Source organism: Shewanella japonica (assembly GCF_002075795.1).
GTDB classification, from domain to species: Bacteria; Pseudomonadota; Gammaproteobacteria; order Enterobacterales; family Shewanellaceae; genus Shewanella; species Shewanella japonica.
Genome location: NZ_CP020472.1, coordinates 953,056 through 972,463 on the forward strand (window position 1 = coordinate 953,056; position 19,408 = coordinate 972,463).

General features: G+C 43.2%; 13 protein-coding genes and 1 other RNA gene. 7 read left to right on the plus strand and 7 right to left on the minus strand.

The window, feature by feature from the left end:
* Nucleotides 1-72: 72 nt before the first annotated feature.
* Nucleotides 73-1,365: an O-acetylhomoserine aminocarboxypropyltransferase/cysteine synthase family protein gene (locus SJ2017_RS04060; RefSeq protein ID WP_080917391.1), complete on the plus strand. Its 1,293-nt coding sequence runs from the start codon at nucleotides 73-75 to the stop codon at nucleotides 1,363-1,365.
* Nucleotides 1,366-1,460: 95 nt separating this feature from the next.
* Here the strand turns inward: SJ2017_RS04060 and SJ2017_RS04065 are convergent, their stop codons facing one another.
* The 6 genes from SJ2017_RS04065 to SJ2017_RS04090 form a co-directional block, all read right to left on the minus strand.
* Complete coding sequence (locus tag SJ2017_RS04065; protein WP_372038079.1) at nucleotides 1,461-2,036, minus strand: 5-formyltetrahydrofolate cyclo-ligase; 576 nt, start codon at nucleotides 2,034-2,036, stop codon at nucleotides 1,461-1,463.
* 461 nt (nucleotides 2,037-2,497) lie between these two features.
* Nucleotides 2,498-4,384, minus strand: a complete 1,887-nt coding sequence (locus tag SJ2017_RS04070; RefSeq protein WP_080914944.1) for a hypothetical protein — start codon at nucleotides 4,382-4,384, stop codon at nucleotides 2,498-2,500.
* 54 nt (nucleotides 4,385-4,438) lie between these two features.
* Nucleotides 4,439-6,922, minus strand: coding sequence for a hypothetical protein (locus tag SJ2017_RS04075; RefSeq protein ID WP_080914945.1), 2,484 nt, complete (start codon nucleotides 6,920-6,922; stop codon nucleotides 4,439-4,441).
* Nucleotides 6,923-6,980: 58 nt separating this feature from the next.
* The gene (locus SJ2017_RS04080) at nucleotides 6,981-8,432 is read right to left on the minus strand and encodes a glycerophosphodiester phosphodiesterase (protein ID WP_080917392.1); all 1,452 of its coding nucleotides are present in this window, start codon (nucleotides 8,430-8,432) and stop codon (nucleotides 6,981-6,983) included.
* A gap of 328 nt (nucleotides 8,433-8,760) precedes the next feature.
* Nucleotides 8,761-8,943: non-coding RNA, 6S RNA (ssrS, locus tag SJ2017_RS04085), on the minus strand.
* A 57-nt stretch (nucleotides 8,944-9,000) separates the two neighbouring features.
* The gene (locus SJ2017_RS04090; RefSeq protein ID WP_055022592.1) at nucleotides 9,001-9,306 is read right to left on the minus strand and encodes a cell division protein ZapA; all 306 of its coding nucleotides are present in this window, start codon (nucleotides 9,304-9,306) and stop codon (nucleotides 9,001-9,003) included.
* A gap of 542 nt (nucleotides 9,307-9,848) precedes the next feature.
* Between SJ2017_RS04090 and SJ2017_RS04095 the strand changes: the two genes are divergently transcribed.
* The 6 genes from SJ2017_RS04095 to gcvP all read left to right on the plus strand — a co-directional run bounded on the left by SJ2017_RS04095 (nucleotide 9,849) and on the right by gcvP (nucleotide 18,025).
* Nucleotides 9,849-10,424: a UPF0149 family protein gene (locus SJ2017_RS04095; protein ID WP_055022591.1), complete on the plus strand. Its 576-nt coding sequence runs from the start codon at nucleotides 9,849-9,851 to the stop codon at nucleotides 10,422-10,424.
* A 76-nt stretch (nucleotides 10,425-10,500) separates the two neighbouring features.
* Complete coding sequence (gene ubiH / locus SJ2017_RS04100) at nucleotides 10,501-11,841, plus strand: 2-octaprenyl-6-methoxyphenyl hydroxylase (RefSeq protein ID WP_080914946.1); 1,341 nt, start codon at nucleotides 10,501-10,503, stop codon at nucleotides 11,839-11,841.
* A gap of 52 nt (nucleotides 11,842-11,893) precedes the next feature.
* On the plus strand, nucleotides 11,894-13,105 hold the full coding sequence (locus SJ2017_RS04105; RefSeq protein ID WP_080914947.1) for an FAD-dependent oxidoreductase: 1,212 nt from the start codon (nucleotides 11,894-11,896) through the stop codon (nucleotides 13,103-13,105).
* A gap of 232 nt (nucleotides 13,106-13,337) precedes the next feature.
* Nucleotides 13,338-14,432, plus strand: a complete 1,095-nt coding sequence (gene gcvT, locus SJ2017_RS04110; RefSeq protein ID WP_055022589.1) for a glycine cleavage system aminomethyltransferase GcvT — start codon at nucleotides 13,338-13,340, stop codon at nucleotides 14,430-14,432.
* Nucleotides 14,433-14,555: 123 nt separating this feature from the next.
* Nucleotides 14,556-14,945: a glycine cleavage system protein GcvH gene (gene gcvH, locus SJ2017_RS04115; RefSeq protein WP_080914948.1), complete on the plus strand. Its 390-nt coding sequence runs from the start codon at nucleotides 14,556-14,558 to the stop codon at nucleotides 14,943-14,945.
* Between the two features lie 176 nt (nucleotides 14,946-15,121).
* The gene (gene gcvP / locus SJ2017_RS04120) at nucleotides 15,122-18,025 is read left to right on the plus strand and encodes an aminomethyl-transferring glycine dehydrogenase (RefSeq protein ID WP_080914949.1); all 2,904 of its coding nucleotides are present in this window, start codon (nucleotides 15,122-15,124) and stop codon (nucleotides 18,023-18,025) included.
* A gap of 398 nt (nucleotides 18,026-18,423) precedes the next feature.
* Here gcvP and SJ2017_RS04125 read toward each other — a convergent pair whose 3' ends face one another.
* Nucleotides 18,424-19,404, minus strand: coding sequence for a DNA adenine methylase (locus tag SJ2017_RS04125; RefSeq protein WP_167692886.1), 981 nt, complete (start codon nucleotides 19,402-19,404; stop codon nucleotides 18,424-18,426).
* Nucleotides 19,405-19,408 lie beyond the last annotated feature (4 nt).

Genomic DNA, 19,408 nt, shown 5'->3' on the forward strand with positions numbered 1-19,408 from the left:
ATCAATTTTCCGTTATCAACGATGAACGATTAGAAGGGGTCTATCATGGCAGCAGACAATAATGCTCAAGGGATGAAACTGGAGTCGCTGGCTTTACACCACGGCTATCAATCAGAAGCCACCACCAAAGCCGCCGCAGTGCCCATTTACCAAACCACTTCTTATACCTTTGATGATACCCAGCATGGTGCTGATTTATTTGATTTAAAAGTGCCTGGTAACATTTATACTCGTATTATGAACCCCACTACAGATGTGCTAGAACAGCGACTTGCAGCAATCGAAGGTGGCATAGCAGCTCTAGCTGTAGCATCAGGTATGGCAGCCATTACCTATGCGATTCAGGCGCTGACACAAGTGGGTGATAACATCGTTAGTACAAGCCGGCTTTATGGCGGCACCTATAATTTATTTGCCCATACGTTACCTCGCCAAGGCATTGACGTGCGGATGGCTGCTTACGATGATTATGAAGGGCTTGAAGCATTAATTGATGACAATACCAAAGCACTTTTTTGTGAATCTATTGGTAACCCTGCTGGTAACGTTGTTGACCTGCAGCGGTTAGCAGAAATTGCGCATAAACACGGTGTACCGTTAGTCGTTGATAATACCGTTGCGACCCCGGTACTGTGTCGTGCTATTGATCACGGCGCTGATATCGTTATTCACTCATTAACCAAATACATTGGTGGTCATGGCACCACCATTGGTGGGGTGATTATTGATTCGGGTAAGTTTGATTGGGTAGCGAATAAAGCGCGGTTTGCTTTACTGAATGAGCCAGATCCTTCCTATCATGGTGTGGTGTATACCGAAGCTTTTGGGCCTGCAGCCTTTATCGGTCGATGCCGTGTTGTTCCCTTACGCAATACTGGTGCAGCCTTATCACCGCAAAGTGCATTTTTATTACTTCAAGGGCTAGAAACACTCAGCTTACGAATGGAGCGCCATTGTGAAAATGCATTGGCACTTGCTGAGTATCTAGCGGATCATCCATCGGTTAGTTGGGTGAATTACGCCGCCTTAACCGACAGTCCCCAACACGAGCGCTGTCAAAAGATTACCCAAGGTAAAGCCTCGGGTATCATTAGTTTTGGTATTAAGGCCAGTGATGCACAAGCGGGTAAAATTGCTGGTGGAAAATTCATTGATGCACTGCAAATGATTTTGCGTTTGGTCAATATTGGTGATGCTAAGTCATTGGCATGCCATCCTGCTACGACGACACATCGACAGTTAGACTCAGACGAGCTGGCTAAAGCTGGAGTATCTGAAGACTTAGTTCGTATCTCTGTCGGTATTGAGCACATTGACGATATTATTGCTGACGTATCTCAAGCATTAGCGGCAGCAACGCAATAGGCCGTTAACCATCAATATTCGCTGAGTTGGCGATTAGCTGAAATAAAAAACCGTTATGAAAATAACGGTTTTTTTATGTGAACTGCAGCCATTGGTCAGTCGTTGGCGATACGTTTGGTTGGGGTAATGATGATTGGTAATGGAATATCCCAATACTCCACGGGTAAATAACTCACCTGTTGGCAATCATGGGCATAGCCCACTGCTAATGGTTTATTGTCTTTTACCTGAGCTAATGTGCGATCGTAAAAGCCGCCGCCCATTCCCATTCGATTGCCATTATCATCAAACGCGACTAATGGCGTGACGATCATATCTAGTTTATCTACCGTAATAATATGGCGAATATCCAGTTTAGGTTCGGCAATATCAAAGCGGTTATTCACCATTACGGTATCAGGGTTGTAGCGGACAAATAATAAATGCCCTTTAGCAAAAGGATGTATACGAGGTAAATAAACTTCTACATCTAGTTTCCACAATGCTTCAATTAATTTGTTGGTGGCAAGCTCGCCATCAAACCCCAAATAAATGGCCACTCTTTTGGCTGAAATTTGCTGTATTTCCGACAATAAATGGCGACTGGCAATTAACGCTAACTGATTTTGCTCTGCTTGGTCCATGCTATTTCGTTCTTGACGAATATGGCGACGAATACTATCTCGGCTCATATTTCTACTATCGAATAACGGTTCAGCATCCCTTGGGCTATTAAAAGAATGCGGATAAATGACCTCGGCAGATGCTGATGGTTCTGCTGATGCTGGGCTAGCTGATGAAAAATATGTTATTGAAGGTTGTTTCGCTGTTGTAGCAGACTGATATTGGTTCGAACCAGTCATAAAGCGCGTCATGCTCATCGGTGAGAAGTTCTCCATCACTTACAAATGAAAGATAAAATAGCGATATGAACAAATGATGTTACAAGATGCAGATTATCCTGATATGTGAAAATATCAAAGAAGATAATCAATGGATTGACCAGCTTGAGTGTAAATGGGGAAAAATCAGCCGCTGGTATGATAAAAAACGCCGATGATAACCATCATCGGCGTTGTCTTATATTGCATGCTGTAACTCAGGTTTGTAATGAAAGCGGTAAGTTAGCTCTCTACTCAAACCTTGTTTCTCGCTACTTTTCCATGTTCATTGATTTTAATAATACAGGGCTGTCGTAATCAGCGACTTCAGTTTTTGCTTTTAACCAGAACTGACGACGAGTTAAGAAGTAGGCAAAAATGACAGTCAACATTGCCCATTCAATCAGGTTTTCCGCCATAAACAGGGTGCCAGGGCGTAAGGACTGCAGCATCTCGTACGGGTATCTGTCATGGTTTTCGATAAAACCAATACGTGAATTGAGAATAAATAGGCCATAGTGCAAGCCGCAATACACGCCAATACCAGCGATAAATCCAGCTACTTTTGTGTACCACTTATTCGGCAATTTTGTGCCAATGACGACAACATATAGACCGACTAATAACGATGCAGCCATCAATGCATTGGTGATTTCTAGGGTATGTTGAATCACTTCAATACCGTTGTAGTACAAGGTGAATCCAATATGAGGTACCAATAAGGTTAAACTGAGCGCCAAAAGCCATATTTTGCCCTGACCAATGTTCTTCCAATACCACTTTTGAATACCTTTATAGCTTAACCAGAATAAACCAATGATGAACAGGTAGTTACACCATGCAGGTAAGCCAAATAAGCCAAACTTCATGGTGACTAATGCCAGCATCCATTCAGGGATTTGAGTCACACTCATACGATAAGCCGTTTCTTGGGTAAACGTTGGGTACATGACAGCAAACAATATTCCTATTGTTAGGAATAGAAAGGCGAATTTAAACATACTGCCAATCATTTTAGGCGCAATGCCTTTCACACTTTGCTTTTTAAGCTGAGTCACTAAGGTTTGATAATTAGAAACAACCGCATCTTTAATATCACTTGAAACCCAGTTCTCCTCTAATAATGCAATCGAGGTGTTAGTTTCATTGGCTTCAATAATGTTTTTAACTGCGGGTGTTGAAAGGGCTGCTTTATCATTAGATTTACTGCCGCCAGCGAGTTTTTGTGCCACGCTCCATACCGCAGGATCGTATACCCCACCTGCATCATGCGTGCTGTTTTTGTTACCACCAAAACACAACGTCGTATCGACGTTATCAATGTTGGCAGTAAATTGTAAAGTCGGTAATTTGGCCTTAAAAGCATAAATAAAGGTGCAACCGTCCAAAGCGCCTTTAACATCGACTTCGGTGATATCATCTAAGTGGTGAACGATTTTAAGTCCCGTCTTTTTGACGTAATCAGACGTCCACTCATGGTAATCACTGGTGTTATATTCCCACTTTGTACTCCGTTTAGCTTCACCATCAATGGTGTAACTGAAATAGAGGTAACCACCACCATCACAGGTACGACAGGTCACCTTGCCTGAACCACTGCAGTTATAGCAGGTTTTACTACCACTGCCCCAGCATGATGAACATGTCTCAGTGGTATGAACCGTGCGGTTATTCTCGTAGCGAGTCACATGATTTCGGCCACTGCCACTACAACCGCTACAGGAAGTGCTACCGCTGCCATGACAACTGCCGCAGTTTTGTTTACCAGAGCCACTACAGTTATAACAAACCTTGCTACCGACATAGGTTTCTGGCGCAGACTTTAAGCCACGATCTTTGATTAAAAAGTTTTCAGCAACGTCAGGGCCAAGTATTTTGATGAAACGATCGTTAAATAATGAATTTTGACCGCTGACATACTCTTTTGCTTTATTGTTAGCATCGTCGTAAGCGTTCGAGGCGCTGCCACACTTGATGCCTGATGGACAATGCCCGCCATGTTCATGTTCGCTTACACCAATCTCAATGGTCCAGCCAAAGGTAAAGTTAAGCTCTGGTAACTTAGCTTCTTCATTACTCAATACAACTGGTACATCAACACCAGTTAAGTCTTTACCATTACTTCGTATAAAGTCCTGGAATTGCGTTAGTTTACTCACGTAATACTTCCTATCAATCAATGCGTGAATGGTGATTTAACTCAGTTAAATACGTTATAAATTAATCGTGAATTCGGTTTCTTCGGGTTTTAAATAAACCCAGGTTCGAATAGCTTGATGACCACTGGCAGAGACTTTAATGTCATAGCCTCCTGGTGGCAGCATCATGCCTGTTTGATATTTGGGTTTAATATTCATTACTGCGATGTTGGCATTAGCCACATTGGTATTAATGGTTAATGGTAATAAGGCTTTTGCTGCTGAAGCAGGGCTAGACTGAGCACTCGTGTCATGCTCAGGTAATATGGCTAAATCGAATCGATTAATTGGTTCGCTAATCGCATCAAAACCTTTGGTGATAAACAGGTATTCATCAATGCTGGCACCAATAGGTTGCACTATCGGTTGAGTGACCAGTAACCATTTAAGCGCAAATGAAATACCGGCTGAATCATTGTTTTCCATTTGCTCAAAAAAGTAATGCATAGCAGAGTCTTTAACTGTGTATTGATTGCTACTTAGGGTAACTGGCACCACAAAAATCGATAACAGTAGCGCAGCAGAAATCCCCGCTTTGATATAGCCATCTTTGGCCTTATTTTGGCCTTCTTGCGACTCACCATCATCCTTGGTTTTTCTTTTGGCTTGTACTAACTCAGCAGCTTTCATTGGCAGCTTTAACACGGTTAACAACACCAAGGCTAAACTAATCGACATCGATATTGGCGGCACTATGGTCGCACGTAATGCCGACTTACCTGTGGACTCAAAGGCGCCGCCATCTGCAAATTCGGCTTGTTGGGCTTCAAGTACATTGAGATATTCAGTGGTTTTACGCTGAATATTGGGCTCAATAATGCGCTGTTTAAATTCTCGGTTATTCCAGTCAGCAAGCGTTGGGCTGATATACAGCTCTTTCATTTGGCGCTCAATACGTTTTTGAATATCTCCTTGTTGCTGGAATTGCTGCCAACTTAAATTAGGTGGCATATCCAAGCCTTTGTTTTTCATAGTCGAGCGCCAGCGATTATCCGCCTCTTGGCGGACTTTGTTTGCTACGGCATTATCAAAGCTTGTTCGGTCTGCCATCACCCAAGTTGAAGGTAATGTCAGCCCTTTTTGTTTAAGGGTGTTATTGACCTTAGTGCTAGTCAGTTGATGATGTCTAAATTCATGAATAGTGCTGATACCTAGCGGGTAGCCGCCAGATTCTTTAACAAAATCAGGCTCCATTTTGACCATTAAGACATTTTTATAATGGTTAACATCATTGGTATACACCATGCGATGATCTTTAAAGCCACCATCACCGCCCGTTGCAGCATCAGCGGCTTGCATTGCAGTGAATAGACCAAAGGTCATAATGCCAGTGATAATAGAATTACCTACGTTTTCAGAGGTTGATATTTCTTCTCGGATTAACCAATCATCAGGTGGAATATAAGGAATGCTGTATTTGGCGATTTCCTTGTCATAACCGTTTTGTAGACGTTCATAACAATTGTCTTTGCGACTGCCTTTTTTCATGTCAGCGCATTTATTACGTCGCTCAAAAAAGTCATACATTTTAGGGGCAATTTTTTGCGCTCTCGACTCGACTCTTCCTTCGTAAGCACTGACGCCTTTTTGATACTTTTCCCAACCTTGTTTAACTTGGTTTTGGGTATCTAACCAATATTCATCAGAGCGGCTTGGAGCGGTACTTAGAGCTTGGTTATAATCGTTTGAACCTTGAGCATATTCTTTATAGTGGCTACGTAGGGTTTGACGAAAATCATCGTAGTTTGCGTAGTGTTCATCAAATCGAGACAGGGCACGATCACGGACAAATTTCTCCATGATCATCCGTTTCTTTTCTTTGATATCATCAACTAACTTATCGTCAGCATAAACAAGGCCACCAAAAACCGATAAGAAGGTTTTTTCGGTCGCGTTATGTTCTGAATCGGGATCGTAATTAATCCCTTCAAATTGAATCGACTTTTCAATGAGTGCGCTACGCAGTATTTGCGACAAATAAGCCTGCTGGCGTTCAGCAGGGGTTGAGGCATCAATGATAAAATGATCAACCAACCATTTTTGTCCAAAAAATACTGTCGGCCACACCAAAATCGCAATCAATGCAAAGTGGCCCAAGGCTCTACCGACTCGAGCGACACGCTTACCCTTGAGCAGCATATCGGCGAGTAATAATGTGACACCAATACCACTGATAGTACGACCAAATAGCTCCACTGCGCGTAAGTCTTCTTCTGACGAGTTTTTACCGCCTGCGACTTCGGTTAAAGCCGCATTGAACACGGCTTCTGGAAACAGATACAGGATTGAGCAAATAAACATGAAAAGCATCCACCAAAAAGGCTTACCTAATTTGGTGATTTGCGCTTCACGCTCTTTATGGATTGCCGCTTTTGTTGCCTGAGAATGCTGTTTCTTTTGTACTTTTTTTAATTGTTTTTCAGCAGCCTGCATTTTTTGCTGTGTTGGTGTTTGGTCGAGTAAACTCGTCGCAAATGGGCTTTTTTTATTGTCAGTCATTTTTTAGTTTTATTATTGTTTGTTGTTTTTATTGGTTGTTTATCTAACAGCTAAACGGCTATTGAGTGCCATTTTCTGGCAAGGTTAAAATAATGGTTTCACCCGTTTTGTGTTCCAGCTTTTCATCTGTAATGGTTGGAAAACCATGCTCTAATAGCGGTGTTGGTGTGGTGTTTTTAGTAGTCACTTTCTTGGCCTTAACAATGGATTTAAGCCCCGAATTGAGTGATAAATAATACCCTTCTTGTTGGTAGCCCAACATTTCTTCAAAGCGATCAAAGTCAGCATCTTGTGGCAACGAGGCAATATAACGGCCGATATTACTTAATGGTTGGTAGCGTTTAGCGGGGACAGAAGCCTTAAACAGTCGCTGACAAATTTTGTATGGCGTAGCATCAACAATGACGCCGTCAGGCAAAGTGTTACGGCTAAGCGTTAAAAGCTGTTGTTGATGAAAATCGGTGCCATTAATCGAGTAGGTATACACCTTCATACCTAAACCCTTAGCGCGACTTTTTACCCCTGGGTTTTGCATATAACTACGAATATCAAGGTGTAAGCCTGAGTTAGTCCCTAACTTACTTTGCAGCTTTTTAAGCGCACTTGTGCTTGTATAATCTTGATAACGAGAGCGATAGCGCTTCGTTCCGTATCGACCCGCTAATTCAAGATCGTCTTGATTATCTAAGTAGTAAGCATCGTTTTTGACCCCTTTGCGTAAATCGCTGCGAAGCTTTTCTACGCTAGTTGGGTGACCGCCTTGGACAAAGCCAAGGTAAACATATGGGTTAATACCTCGTAGTTTATATAAGGTATCTTTATCTGCTGCGGAGTAGTAAAAGCCACTCAAGCCAATGTACTTACGCAACATGTTATCAAGATCAACTAACGCTTGGCCGTTAGCGTCGGATTTTATTTCCACATTTAGCTTTTGTGATGGGGCACGGTATGCCGCAAAAACCTTAAATGATTCAGCAGCGGTGATCGGGCGTTCATTTAAAAGCGCGTTAGTGTTTTTATCACGCAATTTTAATTGGCCGAACTCCTTGCGGTTCATGCGCTCAATCTTGTATCGCTCACCTGTATAATGCACTGTTGCGCGCCCAGTTTGGCTATCGTGATGATTGACCCAAGTGCCATCTTTAAGCAGCATGACGTCAATTTCGACACTGTTAAAATTGTCATTAAGCGCCGCTGCTATCGCATTATAGCTACTTTCTGGTTGACGAAAGTCACCGCGATGGGCTGAAATATCGAGCGGACATTGCGCCGTCGATATCATTTTGATGTTACCGTTTGCAGCAAGGTATAAGTTGCGATCGCCAAGGGCTAATTGTATGTCGACAATGTCTAAGCCTTGATTTGCAGCATCAAGGGGTAAATGCGAGATTGCAGCAGGAATAACATAAGCGGGTTGTTGAGGTTCTGGCGTTGACTTACATGCGGTTAAAAACAACGTTGAAGCTAAAAGTGAATAAAGAACGGCAGAATTTAAGAGGCGACTTGTCATAATCCCTAAGTGCAAGTTATTAATTTTGAAAACTTTATACCGCATTGTTTTATGTAAAACAATATTAACCTTAACTTTAACAAGTGTATTTAAAAGTACATTCCAAGTTGCTTACTTTGTCTCACATAGACTTTATCTTTTGATACATTTTATTATCAAGCTAGGTGTTTTAATAAGCGATGTTAATCGGTGCTTTATGATTGCCCTTATAGATGACAGATTAGGGCAGGTGAAGCGAACTATCGTATCTCGTTAGGGCAAACATTGATTCGCTTGGCTAACCACAGATATAAAAAAGCCACCTAGTTAGGTGGCTTGTTTTATTAGGATGCTCCCCAGAATACCGACCGTCGGTGTAGCCCTTGAACCGTAGGTTCAAGGCGGGAAAATGTTCATCTCCTAAGGTTTCTCGGTACAAGCCGAGCATACACAATGTCAATGAAAACATTCACCCTGGGTTTGTAAATATCGGCACAGGGACATAACCTACAAGCGCATACCCCAGGGAGCAAAACCAGTGCGAATCATGTTGTTAGTCATCAAACTAGCAACACAAGTCAAAATTTATTTAATCTTCCTTGGTACGTTCCAGTAACGAGTTTTCCAACGTTGACTGAAGTAAAGAAATACGCTCATCCATTTGCGCCATGTATTGTTTATTTTTTTGCTGCTCTTCATGTAACTCGTAGCCAATATTCAGCGCGGCCATAATGGCTAATTCTTCACGGCTTAAATTATTGGTACGTGCCTTCAAGTTAGTTAGCTGTTGCTCAACGCCTTTGGCAATCGAGCGCAACGCTTCCTCTTGTCCTTTCGGGCAAGCGATAGAGTAGGTGCGCCCTAATAGGGAAATATCAATAGCACTGTTACTCATAAGTCGCTGAAGATCCTTATTTGTCTAAAATAAAAATTGTAGCAGTTTACTCTTCCCTCTGACTGTAACGCTTTAGCATGAAAGCGTTTATCGGTGTGATCCAGCAGTTGTTTTGCATCACTAATAGAGGAACGAGCCTGTTTGCGGACTATATAGCGCCCATATTAAAAGTGCAAGGTAACTTGCCCGCTTTAGCGCTATTTGCTTGATGAATGAGCATTTACTGTTTGTTCACTCTCGTTTAGCCGCCAAGCGCTTTTGTTTTAGACACCATTAAGGATACGTTGTTTATTGAAAATCGTTTAGTTCATCGAGTTATATTTGAGACCGTTAATATTAGCTTTTGATTTATTAAATCCCTTTTAGCCAAATGCTGATTCTTGGCGGCATTGTAAAACGAGCCTGAATTACGCTAATTGGCTTAAGGTGCTTTATACTTAACAGATTGACGAATTATTTTAACGACTTTCGCTGTAGCATTTGGTGGCAGTTATTAACTCTGCTAGCATTGCAGCAGATTGTTTATTTATTGGAAAAATACCATGGCAACCCCTCCTTCTTTATGTATCGAAAAACTAAAAAAAGCCCTAGATTCTGCAGAAATAGGTCAGCACCCAGTTGAGGTGCATGGCGCATTAGTCGGATTAATTTGTGGTGGGGTAGAGCAAGCGAATACGGCTTGGTTATCACCGTTACTTGAACTGATGAATGACGGCCAACCTTTAACCACAGAGCTGCAGCAATTAATTGGCGAGTTATTTAAAGATACTGCAACCCGTTTAAGTGATGCTGAATTTGGTTTTTCGCCATTACTACCTGAAGAAGAAGAGCCATTAAGCCAACGTTTAGAATGTTTAGCTTTATGGGTTCAAAGTTATTTAACTGCCATTGCACTTATTCAGCCAAAGCTCAATGGCGCATCATCTGATGTACGTGAAATCATTCAGGACTTAGGTGCAATTGCCCAAGTTGAATTTGATGTCAGTGATGATGATGAATCAGAAGCCGCTTTCATCGAGCTACACGAATTTGTCAGAATGGCTGCGGTATTATGTTACTCAGAATTTGGTCCAGAAATACCACTTGATGAAACAGACGCGACCTCACCATTACATTAATGGTGCGAGTAAGGCATAGATAACCTATGCCTTTTATTGCTAAAAGTACGCCCTAATAATAAAAAGAATTCGTGTTATGACCCAGTCAATAAACCAAGCTGACAACGATGCTACTGAGCTATCCCATTCTTGTTCTAGTACCGAGCGTCGCGCTAATTCAGCACCCGCAGTAACGCACGTTGATATCACCATTGTTGGCGGCGCAATGGCAGGCGCCAGTTTAGCTTTAGGGCTTGCGCAGCTATCGGCTAAATACCAACAGCAATTAGGGCGTCCGTTATCTATCGCCATCATTGAAGCCCAGCAACCAGACTCACAGCACCCAGGTTTTGATGCTCGCTCAATTGCAATAGCGCATGGCTCCGTGTTTGAGTTAACGCGGTTAGGCATTTGGCCAAAGCTTGCCAGTCTTGGCACAAGTATCGAAAACATTCATATCTCAGACCGTGGTCATTTTGGTATGACCGAACTGAATGCTGAGCAGTTTTCTTTACCTTCAATGGGACAGGTGGTGGAACTGGCTAAAGTCGGCAAAGTGCTGTTTGATGAGTTAAAGCAGCAGGATATTCAACTGCATTGTCCTGCAAGGCTTGAGCAATTAGAAACAGATACCAGTGGCCATACCCTAACATTAAATAACGGTCAGAAAATTCGTACCGCCTTGCTGGTGGCTGCTGATGGTGCACAATCAAAAGTGCGCCAAGCATTAAAGCAAGAAATCGAGAAAGTGGATTTTGAGCAAGTTGCTTTGGTTGCCAATGTGCAAACTGATAAGCCACATGATGGCTGGGCGCACGAGCGCTTCACAGGCTCTGGCCCATTAGCCTTACTGCCAATGTCGTCCGTATCGCTTGAGTCAAATGCACAACAGCCAAGGCTTTCTTTAGTATGGGCGCTTGATAGCGAACAAGCGCAAGCAATGAAAACCGTCTCTAAAGCTGAGTTTTTAGCCAAGCTGCAAAGTGCTTTTGGCAATCGAGCAGGGCGTTTTACCGATGTAGGAGAGCGAGTCAGCTACCCGTTAACCCTATCGTATATGCCAAGGCCGATTTACCATCGCAGTGTATTTATTGGTAACGCCGCGCAAACGTTACACCCAATAGCAGGTCAAGGTTTTAACTTAGGTTTACGTGATGTGGTTGGGTTAATTGATGCCATCGAAACGGTTATTTGTGACAGCATCACAGCTAAACAGGCATTAGATCTTGGTCAACATTCGCTGATCCATCATTATTTGAATCTGCGTGAAGAAGATCGCCGTAATACCATTAACAATGTTGAATTTTTAGTGCGTGGCTTCTCAAATCAGTATTGGCCATTAGTGGCAGGGCGCAGTTTAGGGTTAAGATTATTATCATGGTGCCCACCGTTGAAAACGCCAATTGCCCATAAAGCCATGGGCTATAAAACGGCATAAGCCAGTTAACGTATATTGGGTTTACACTCGCTGAATCAAATGAAGGACTAACATGTTTCAAACTCAGACCTATGATGTAGCCATTGTTGGTGGCGGTATGGTTGGTTTAGCCACTGCCATTGGTTTAGCTGAGGCCGACTTAAACGTCGTGGTGATAGATGCTGGCCAAACACAGGCCGTAACAGGTGAGCCACGCCTTCGAGTAAGCGCGATTAACAAAGCCAGTGAGCGATTACTTACTAACTTAGGTGCTTGGCAATACATTGACTCAGCCCGCATTGCCCCTTATCAAAAAATGGCCGTTTGGGACAAAGACGGTCTAGGCAAAATTGCTTTTGATGCAGCGAGTATTAGTGAGCCTTCTCTTGGTGCAATTATCGAAAATCAGGCTATTAGTTACGCCTTAGCTAAGCGCACCGCGGAGCTTGCTAATATCACCCACCTTGAAGGCCAGCGATTAGAACGTGTGGCTTTTGGTGAACGTGAATCTTGGCTGACGCTAGATAATGGTGATAATTTAAGTGCAGCCTTGGTGGTTGCAGCAGATGGTGCAAACTCTTGGGTGCGCAGTCAATGTCAAATTCCACTGACATTTTGGGATTATGGTCATCATGCCATTGTGGCAACCATTCGCACCGCACAGCCCCACGAAGATACCGCTCGTCAGGTCTTTCTGGCCGACGGCCCGTTAGCATTACTGCCGCTGTATGAAGATAACTTGTGCTCAATTGTCTGGTCAGTATCACCGCAAGAGGCAGAAAGGCTCCTTGCTTTATCGCCTGCAGAGTTTTCGAAAGCATTAACTGCCGCATCTGATGGTCGTTTAGGCATTTGTGAACTGGTTAGCGAGCGTCAATCACATCCATTACGTATGCGCTATGCTCGCCACTTTGCCCGCCATCGTTTGGTGTTAGCTGGCGATGCGGCGCACACCATTCATCCATTAGCTGGACAAGGGGTGAACCTAGGCTTTTTAGATGCCGCGAGCATTGTTGACACTGTCACCAACTTGCATGAGGCAGGTAAAGATATTGGTGACTACGCCAATTTACGAGCACTGGAGCGATACCGTAAAGCCGAAGCCATTGAAATGATAACCGCGATGGAAGGGTTTAAACGACTCTTTGCTGGCAGTAATCCATTCAAAAAAGCCTTTCGTGATCTGGGCTTAAACCTCATTGATAATGCCGCTGGACTAAAAACAGTGTTCATCAAACAGGCTATAGGCAATAAACTCAAACTTCCTAAGTTATGTCGTGACTAAAATATCACCTTCCCTTCGGCCTAAAACTTGTTATATATCAGGGGATCGGCCGAAGTGGATGAAATACTTGTAAAAAAACTACACCCTTCGCATTAGTTAAACTAATGTTAATTCCCTCGGATTAGAAAATTTCCTACTATACAAAATTAACCCTATGGGTATAATTTTGGCGCATTTATAAAATGCCTTCATTCGTTTCACCTCCAGAAGGCTCATAAAAAAAGAGATAATAATGGCTAATAAAACTGTACTCTTTAACAAGCACTTAGAATCAAATGGCAAGATGGTCGATTTCCACGGTTGGGATATGCCACTTAACTATGGTTCTCAAATTGAAGAACATAACGCTGTGCGCCAAGACGCAGGTATGTTCGATGTATCACACATGACGGTTGTCGATGTGACAGGTACTGAGGCTTGTGCATTCCTACGTAAATTATTAGCAAATGATATTGCTAAGCTTAAAGTGCCTGGCAAAGCCCTATACAGTGGCATGCTTGATGACAACGCAGGTGTTATCGACGACCTTATTACTTATTACCTTAACGATACTCATTACCGCGTGGTGGTTAACTCAGCGACGCGTGTTAAAGACTTAGCATGGATGGACAAGCAATCAGCGAGCTTTGATGTGACGATTACAGAGCGTCCAGAGCTGGCAATGATTGCCGTTCAAGGCCCAAATGCTAAAGCGAAAGCGGCTGAAGTGTTTAGTGCTGAGCAAAACGCTGCAGTAGAAGGCATGAAAATGTTCTTTGGTGTGCAGTCTGAGTCATTATTCATTGCGACTACTGGTTACACCGGTGAAGCAGGTTACGAAATTATCGTCCCAGAAGCTGAAGCTGAAGCTTTATGGCAAGCACTATTAGAAGCAGGCGTTAAGCCATGTGGACTCGGTGCACGTGACACCCTACGTTTAGAAGCAGGCATGAACCTTTACGGTTTAGATATGGATGAAACCATTAACCCATTAGCCGCCAACATGGGTTGGACGATTGCGTGGGAGCCAGAAGATCGTGACTTTATTGGTCGTGAAGCATTAACTGCGATTAAAGCGGCAGGCCCAGACAAATTAGTCGGCCTAGTGATGGAACAAAAAGGTGTCCTTCGTCACGGCATGCCAGTGTTTTTCACTGACGCAGACGGTGTTGAACATGAAGGTTCGATCACCAGCGGGACTTTCTCGCCAACTTTAGGCTATTCTATTGCCATGGCACGCGTACCTAAGGGTATTAGCGACACCGCAGAAGTTGAAATGCGCAAAAAACGCGTAGCGGTTAAAGTTATCGCACCAAGTTTTGTACGTAACGGCAAACAAGCATTTTAATATCGTTCAGATCAAATAATTAAGAATTAATCCTTTGAGGATTAAAAACTTAAAATATTATCTATAACAGTAGATAACCGTATTTGAACAATATGCAGAACATGAACTAAAGGAACAACGACAATGAGCAACATTCCAGCTGAACTTAAATATGCTTCATCTCATGAGTGGATCCGTAAAGAAGAAGACGGCACCTTCACAGTGGGTATCACTGAGCATGCACAAGAGCTATTAGGTGACATGGTATTCGTAGAATTACCGGAAGTTGGCGACACAGTAACAGCAGGTGAAGATTGCGCTGTAGCTGAGTCAGTTAAAGCAGCATCAGACATTTACGCGCCTATTTCTGGTGAAGTTGTTGCCGTAAACGAAGCATTAGAAGATTCACCTGAGCTCGTTAACAGCGAAGCATTTGGTGAAGGTTGGTTCTTCCGTGTTAAGGCATCTGACGAAGCTGAATTAGCTAACTTGTTAGACGCTGACGGTTACCAAGAAGTGATCGACGAAGAATAATCGTCGACGCTAACGAGAAGCTCCCTTGGGAGCTTCTTTTTGTTTTGCCTTTTAACTTTTTTAAAGGTTTTAGCGATCCTTCCGCTCACCTTTAAAGTATTGCACAACAACATTTTTCCCTAGACCAGTTTAATGCCCTACAGCTTGATTCTGGCAGATTTGGAACACGACTTCTCATGACAAAGCAAACCCTAACTCAATTAGAGCAACACGAATTATTTTTAAGCCGACACATTGGCCCTAACGAAACTCAACAACAAGAAATGTTGAACTACGTTGGCGCTGAGTCGCTTGAAGACTTAACCGCACAAACTGTGCCTGGGTCAATTCGTTTACCGCAAGAGTTAACCATTGGTGATTCATGTGGCGAAGCGGAAGGCACAGCCTACATCCGCACCATTGCTGATAAAAACAAAGTATTCAAAAGCTACATCGGTATGGGCTACTACGGTACTGAAGTACCAAACGTCATTTTACGTAACGTGTTTGAAAATCCGGGTTGGTACACTGCCTATACCCCTTACCAGCCAGAAATCGCTCAAGGCCGTTTAGAAGCAATTTTAAACTTCCAACAAGTGTCGATGGACCTAACCGGTCTTGACCTTGCATCAGCGTCACTGCTTGATGAAGCGACCGCAGCCGCTGAAGCTATGGCCATGGCCAAGCGTGTCTCTAAAGCCAAAAAAGCGAATATCTTCTTTGTGGCAGATGATGTGTTCCCACAAACATTAGATGTTGTGCAAACCCGTGCCGAATGTTTCGGTTTTGAAGTGATTGTAGGGCCAGCTGAAGAAGCCGCTAACTACGAACTATTTGGCGCATTATTCCAATACACCAACCGCCATGGTGAAATCACCGACAACACAGAACTGTTTGCCAAGCTTGCTGAAAAGAAAGCCATTGTCACCGTTGCTGCTGACATCATGTCGTTAGTACTGCTTAAGTCGCCAGGCTCAATGGGCGCAGACATCGTATTTGGTAGCGCACAGCGTTTTGGTGTACCAATGGGCTACGGCGGGCCACACGCAGCCTTCTTTGTGGCTCGTGACGCCCATAAGCGTTCAATGCCAGGTCGTATTATTGGTGTATCTAAAGACACCCGTGGCAACAAAGCACTGCGCATGGCAATGCAAACGCGTGAGCAGCACATTCGCCGCGAAAAAGCCAACTCAAACATTTGTACCGCACAAATTTTACTGGCAAACATGGCGTCGTTTTACGCTGTATTCCATGGCGCAGTTGGCCTTAAAAATATCGCCAGCCGCATTAATCGTTTAACTGACATTTTAGCCGTGGGTCTTAAAACCAAAGGTGTTGAGCTGGTTAACAACACATGGTTTGACACGGTTTCATTAAAAGGACTTGATGTTGATGCCGTTAATGCACGTGCATTAGCCGCTGAAATGAACCTACGTATCGATGCTGACGGCATTGTGGGTATCAGCTTAGATGAAACCACCACCCGCGAAGATATTGCACAGTTATTTGATGTCATTTTAGGTGAAGGGCACAAGCTTGATGTGACAGTCATCGACACCGACATCATTAATGGCGCTGCATTTGGCGAAGGCAAAGGTTCAATCCCTGCTGAGCTTATCCGTCACGACAAAATCTTATCTCACCCAACATTCAGCAGCTACCAAAGCGAAACTGAAATGATGCGCTACATCAAGCGTCTTGAGAACAAAGATTTAGCCCTTAACCATTCAATGATTTCGTTAGGCTCATGTACGATGAAGCTGAACGCGGCTGTTGAAATGCTACCGGTAAGCTGGCCAGAATTTGCGAACATGCACCCATTCTGCCCACTTGACCAAGCTGAAGGTTACACTCAGCTTATCAACGAATTATCTGACTTCTTAGTCAACATCACAGGTTACGATGCCGTTTGTATCCAGCCTAACTCAGGCGCACAAGGCGAATACGCAGGTCTGCTTGCGATTAAGAAATACCACGAGTCACGTGGCGACGGACACAGAGACATCTGTTTAATCCCACAATCTGCTCACGGTACTAACCCAGCGTCAGCCCAGCTTGCAGGCATGAAAGTGGTTGTGACAGCGTGTGATAAAGACGGCAACGTTGATTTAGAAGACTTACGTTCAAAAGCCGCTGAGCTTGCTGACAGCTTATCGTGCATCATGATCACTTACCCATCGACTCACGGTGTGTATGAAGAATCAATTGCTGAAATCTGTGAAATCGTGCATCAACATGGCGGTCAAGTGTATCTTGACGGCGCCAACATGAACGCACAGGTTGGCTTAACGTCACCAGGCTTTATCGGCGCAGACGTATCGCACCTTAACCTACACAAAACCTTCGCGATTCCACATGGCGGCGGCGGACCAGGTATGGGCCCAATCGGTATCAAAAAGCATTTAGCGCCATTTGTTGCAGGTCATCAAATCGTTAAACCAGGCCGTGAAAGCGACAACAACGGCGCAGTCTCTGCCGCGCCATACGGCAGTGCTAGCATCCTCCCAATCAGCTGGATGTACATTAAGCTGCTTGGTACTAAAGGCGTGAAACAGTCTACGCAAATGGCACTATTAAATGCCAACTACGTGATGAAAAAGCTATCAGGCCATTACCCAGTATTATTCACTGGCCGTAACGACCGTGTTGCTCACGAATGTATTATCGACCTGCGCCCGCTTAAAGAAACATCTGGCGTGACCGAAATGGACATCGCTAAGCGTCTTAATGACTATGGCTTCCATGCACCAACCATGAGCTTCCCAGTAGCGGGCACACTGATGATTGAGCCAACAGAATCAGAGTCAAAAGTTGAACTAGACCGTTTCGTTGAAGCAATGATCTCAATTCGCGGCGAAATCGCTAAAGTTGAAGCAGGCGAGTGGCCAAGCGACAACAACCCACTGCACAATGCACCGCATACCCTAGCTGATATTATGGACAGCGAGTTTGACTCACGCCCATACAGCCGTGAAGAAGCCGTGTTCCCAAGTGCAGCGGTTAAGGCGAATAAGTTCTGGCCGACGGTGAATCGTATTGATGATGTTTATGGAGACCGCAACTTAATGTGTTCTTGCGTCCCTCTATCTGACTACGAATAATAATGGCTACTTAACCTCAGCTATGCTGCGTTAGTTGACACTTTTGGCTACTCATTGACACCAGTCAACTCCGTGGCCAAAAGCAACGGCTTTTTTGTCTTACTTTCGGCAGTGACGCTATTTGGTTGTATATGTTGTTAGAAGAACTGCTTGAGTGCTCATCGACACTAGTCAACTACTCGATGAAAACCTTATGTTTCATTGTCCTTTCATCTCCAGCGACGAAATTATGATGCTGTTGGCCAAATGTCATTCCAGCAGCGTATTTGCGTAGGAATCTTAGTATAGGAACGCCTGGAAGGGAGCTGAGTCAAATCCACCTGCTATGTAGGTGGGTTTTTACATGTGGAATATTAGACAGAAATTAATGCTTCAAAAGATGTGATGAAATAAAAAAGCTAATTTTCATTTACAGCAATAATTGATTTAGTAAGTGTAAACGAATCAGATATGTTCTCTACTTGTGAGTTAAGGTTTGGCATATTTAAGTTACTTGAAGCTATTAATAATTCCCGCCCAACTTTTGCTTTATTCATAACGTAGCTTAACTCTATAACATTAATGCCTGACTTTGCATATAACTCATGAACTAAGGGAGCATCATCATAAGAAATTAGCCAAGGGTTCTTTTGATGTTTAATGGCATTGGCAAACGTAGTATGTTGATGATCATTAAAGCAATATTTTTTGTAGATGTTCTTCCCTTCTTTGACGTAAGGCGGATCAGCATATATGAAGCAGTTGCTTTGTTTTAGCTTAAAAACCAAGGAAGACGCGTCTTCATTTGTTACTATGGTTTTTCTTTTAAATTTTGCAATATTTTCAACCCTTTCAATAAGGTTATCTTTATTAAAGCGGCAATCTATTAGATATTCTCCATTTTGTGCTTGGCCTCCAATAGGACCAGCATGAAGTATTCCAGATCTGTTAGTTCTATTTAGAAAGAAAACACTAAGGGCTTTTTCTATATCAGAAGCATCAACGCTACCTTCAAAAATAGCTTTATATTTGTGCCAAGTTTCGAGGTTAACATTTACTTTTCGAATTTCTTTACTTAATACTTTAGTGTTGTTTATCGCAGCATGCCAAAATTCAGCAATAAACGGGTTTGCATCATTCAAAACCAACTTGCTAATTACGCCAGCCTCAAGTAAAGGCAAGGAGCCACCTGCACCACCACAAAAAGGTTCAACAAATTTAGTTCCTTTTAGATCATTTGATGCTAAAAATACCGCCAAAAATTTAGACAGTTTGCCTTTCCCCCCTGGATAACGAAAAGGAGAAAGGTTTGATTTCAATTTTGGCAGTTCGAAAGATTTTATGACGCGTTGAGACTTCAAGCTGTCTATAGCATCTTTAGTATATCTTGGTTCATTCACAATT

What these genes read in the sequence shown, in the direction of transcription:
- SJ2017_RS04090 (WP_055022592.1), bottom strand. Translation starts at nt 9,306, where the DNA reads ATGAGTAACAGTGCTATTGATATTTCCCTATTAGGGCGCACCTACTCT.
- SJ2017_RS04065 (WP_372038079.1), bottom strand. Translation starts at nt 2,036, where the DNA reads ATGAGCCGAGATAGTATTCGTCGCCATATTCGTCAAGAACGAAATAGC.
- gcvP (WP_080914949.1), top strand. Translation starts at nt 15,122, where the DNA reads ATGACAAAGCAAACCCTAACTCAATTAGAGCAACACGAATTATTTTTA.
- SJ2017_RS04105 (WP_080914947.1), top strand. Translation starts at nt 11,894, where the DNA reads ATGTTTCAAACTCAGACCTATGATGTAGCCATTGTTGGTGGCGGTATG.
- SJ2017_RS04080 (WP_080917392.1), bottom strand. Translation starts at nt 8,432, where the DNA reads ATGACAAGTCGCCTCTTAAATTCTGCCGTTCTTTATTCACTTTTAGCT.
- gcvT (WP_055022589.1), top strand. Translation starts at nt 13,338, where the DNA reads ATGGCTAATAAAACTGTACTCTTTAACAAGCACTTAGAATCAAATGGC.
- SJ2017_RS04060 (WP_080917391.1), top strand. Translation starts at nt 73, where the DNA reads ATGAAACTGGAGTCGCTGGCTTTACACCACGGCTATCAATCAGAAGCC.
- SJ2017_RS04075 (WP_080914945.1), bottom strand. Translation starts at nt 6,922, where the DNA reads ATGACTGACAATAAAAAAAGCCCATTTGCGACGAGTTTACTCGACCAA.
- gcvH (WP_080914948.1), top strand. Translation starts at nt 14,556, where the DNA reads ATGAGCAACATTCCAGCTGAACTTAAATATGCTTCATCTCATGAGTGG.
- SJ2017_RS04095 (WP_055022591.1), top strand. Translation starts at nt 9,849, where the DNA reads ATGGCAACCCCTCCTTCTTTATGTATCGAAAAACTAAAAAAAGCCCTA.
- ubiH (WP_080914946.1), top strand. Translation starts at nt 10,501, where the DNA reads ATGACCCAGTCAATAAACCAAGCTGACAACGATGCTACTGAGCTATCC.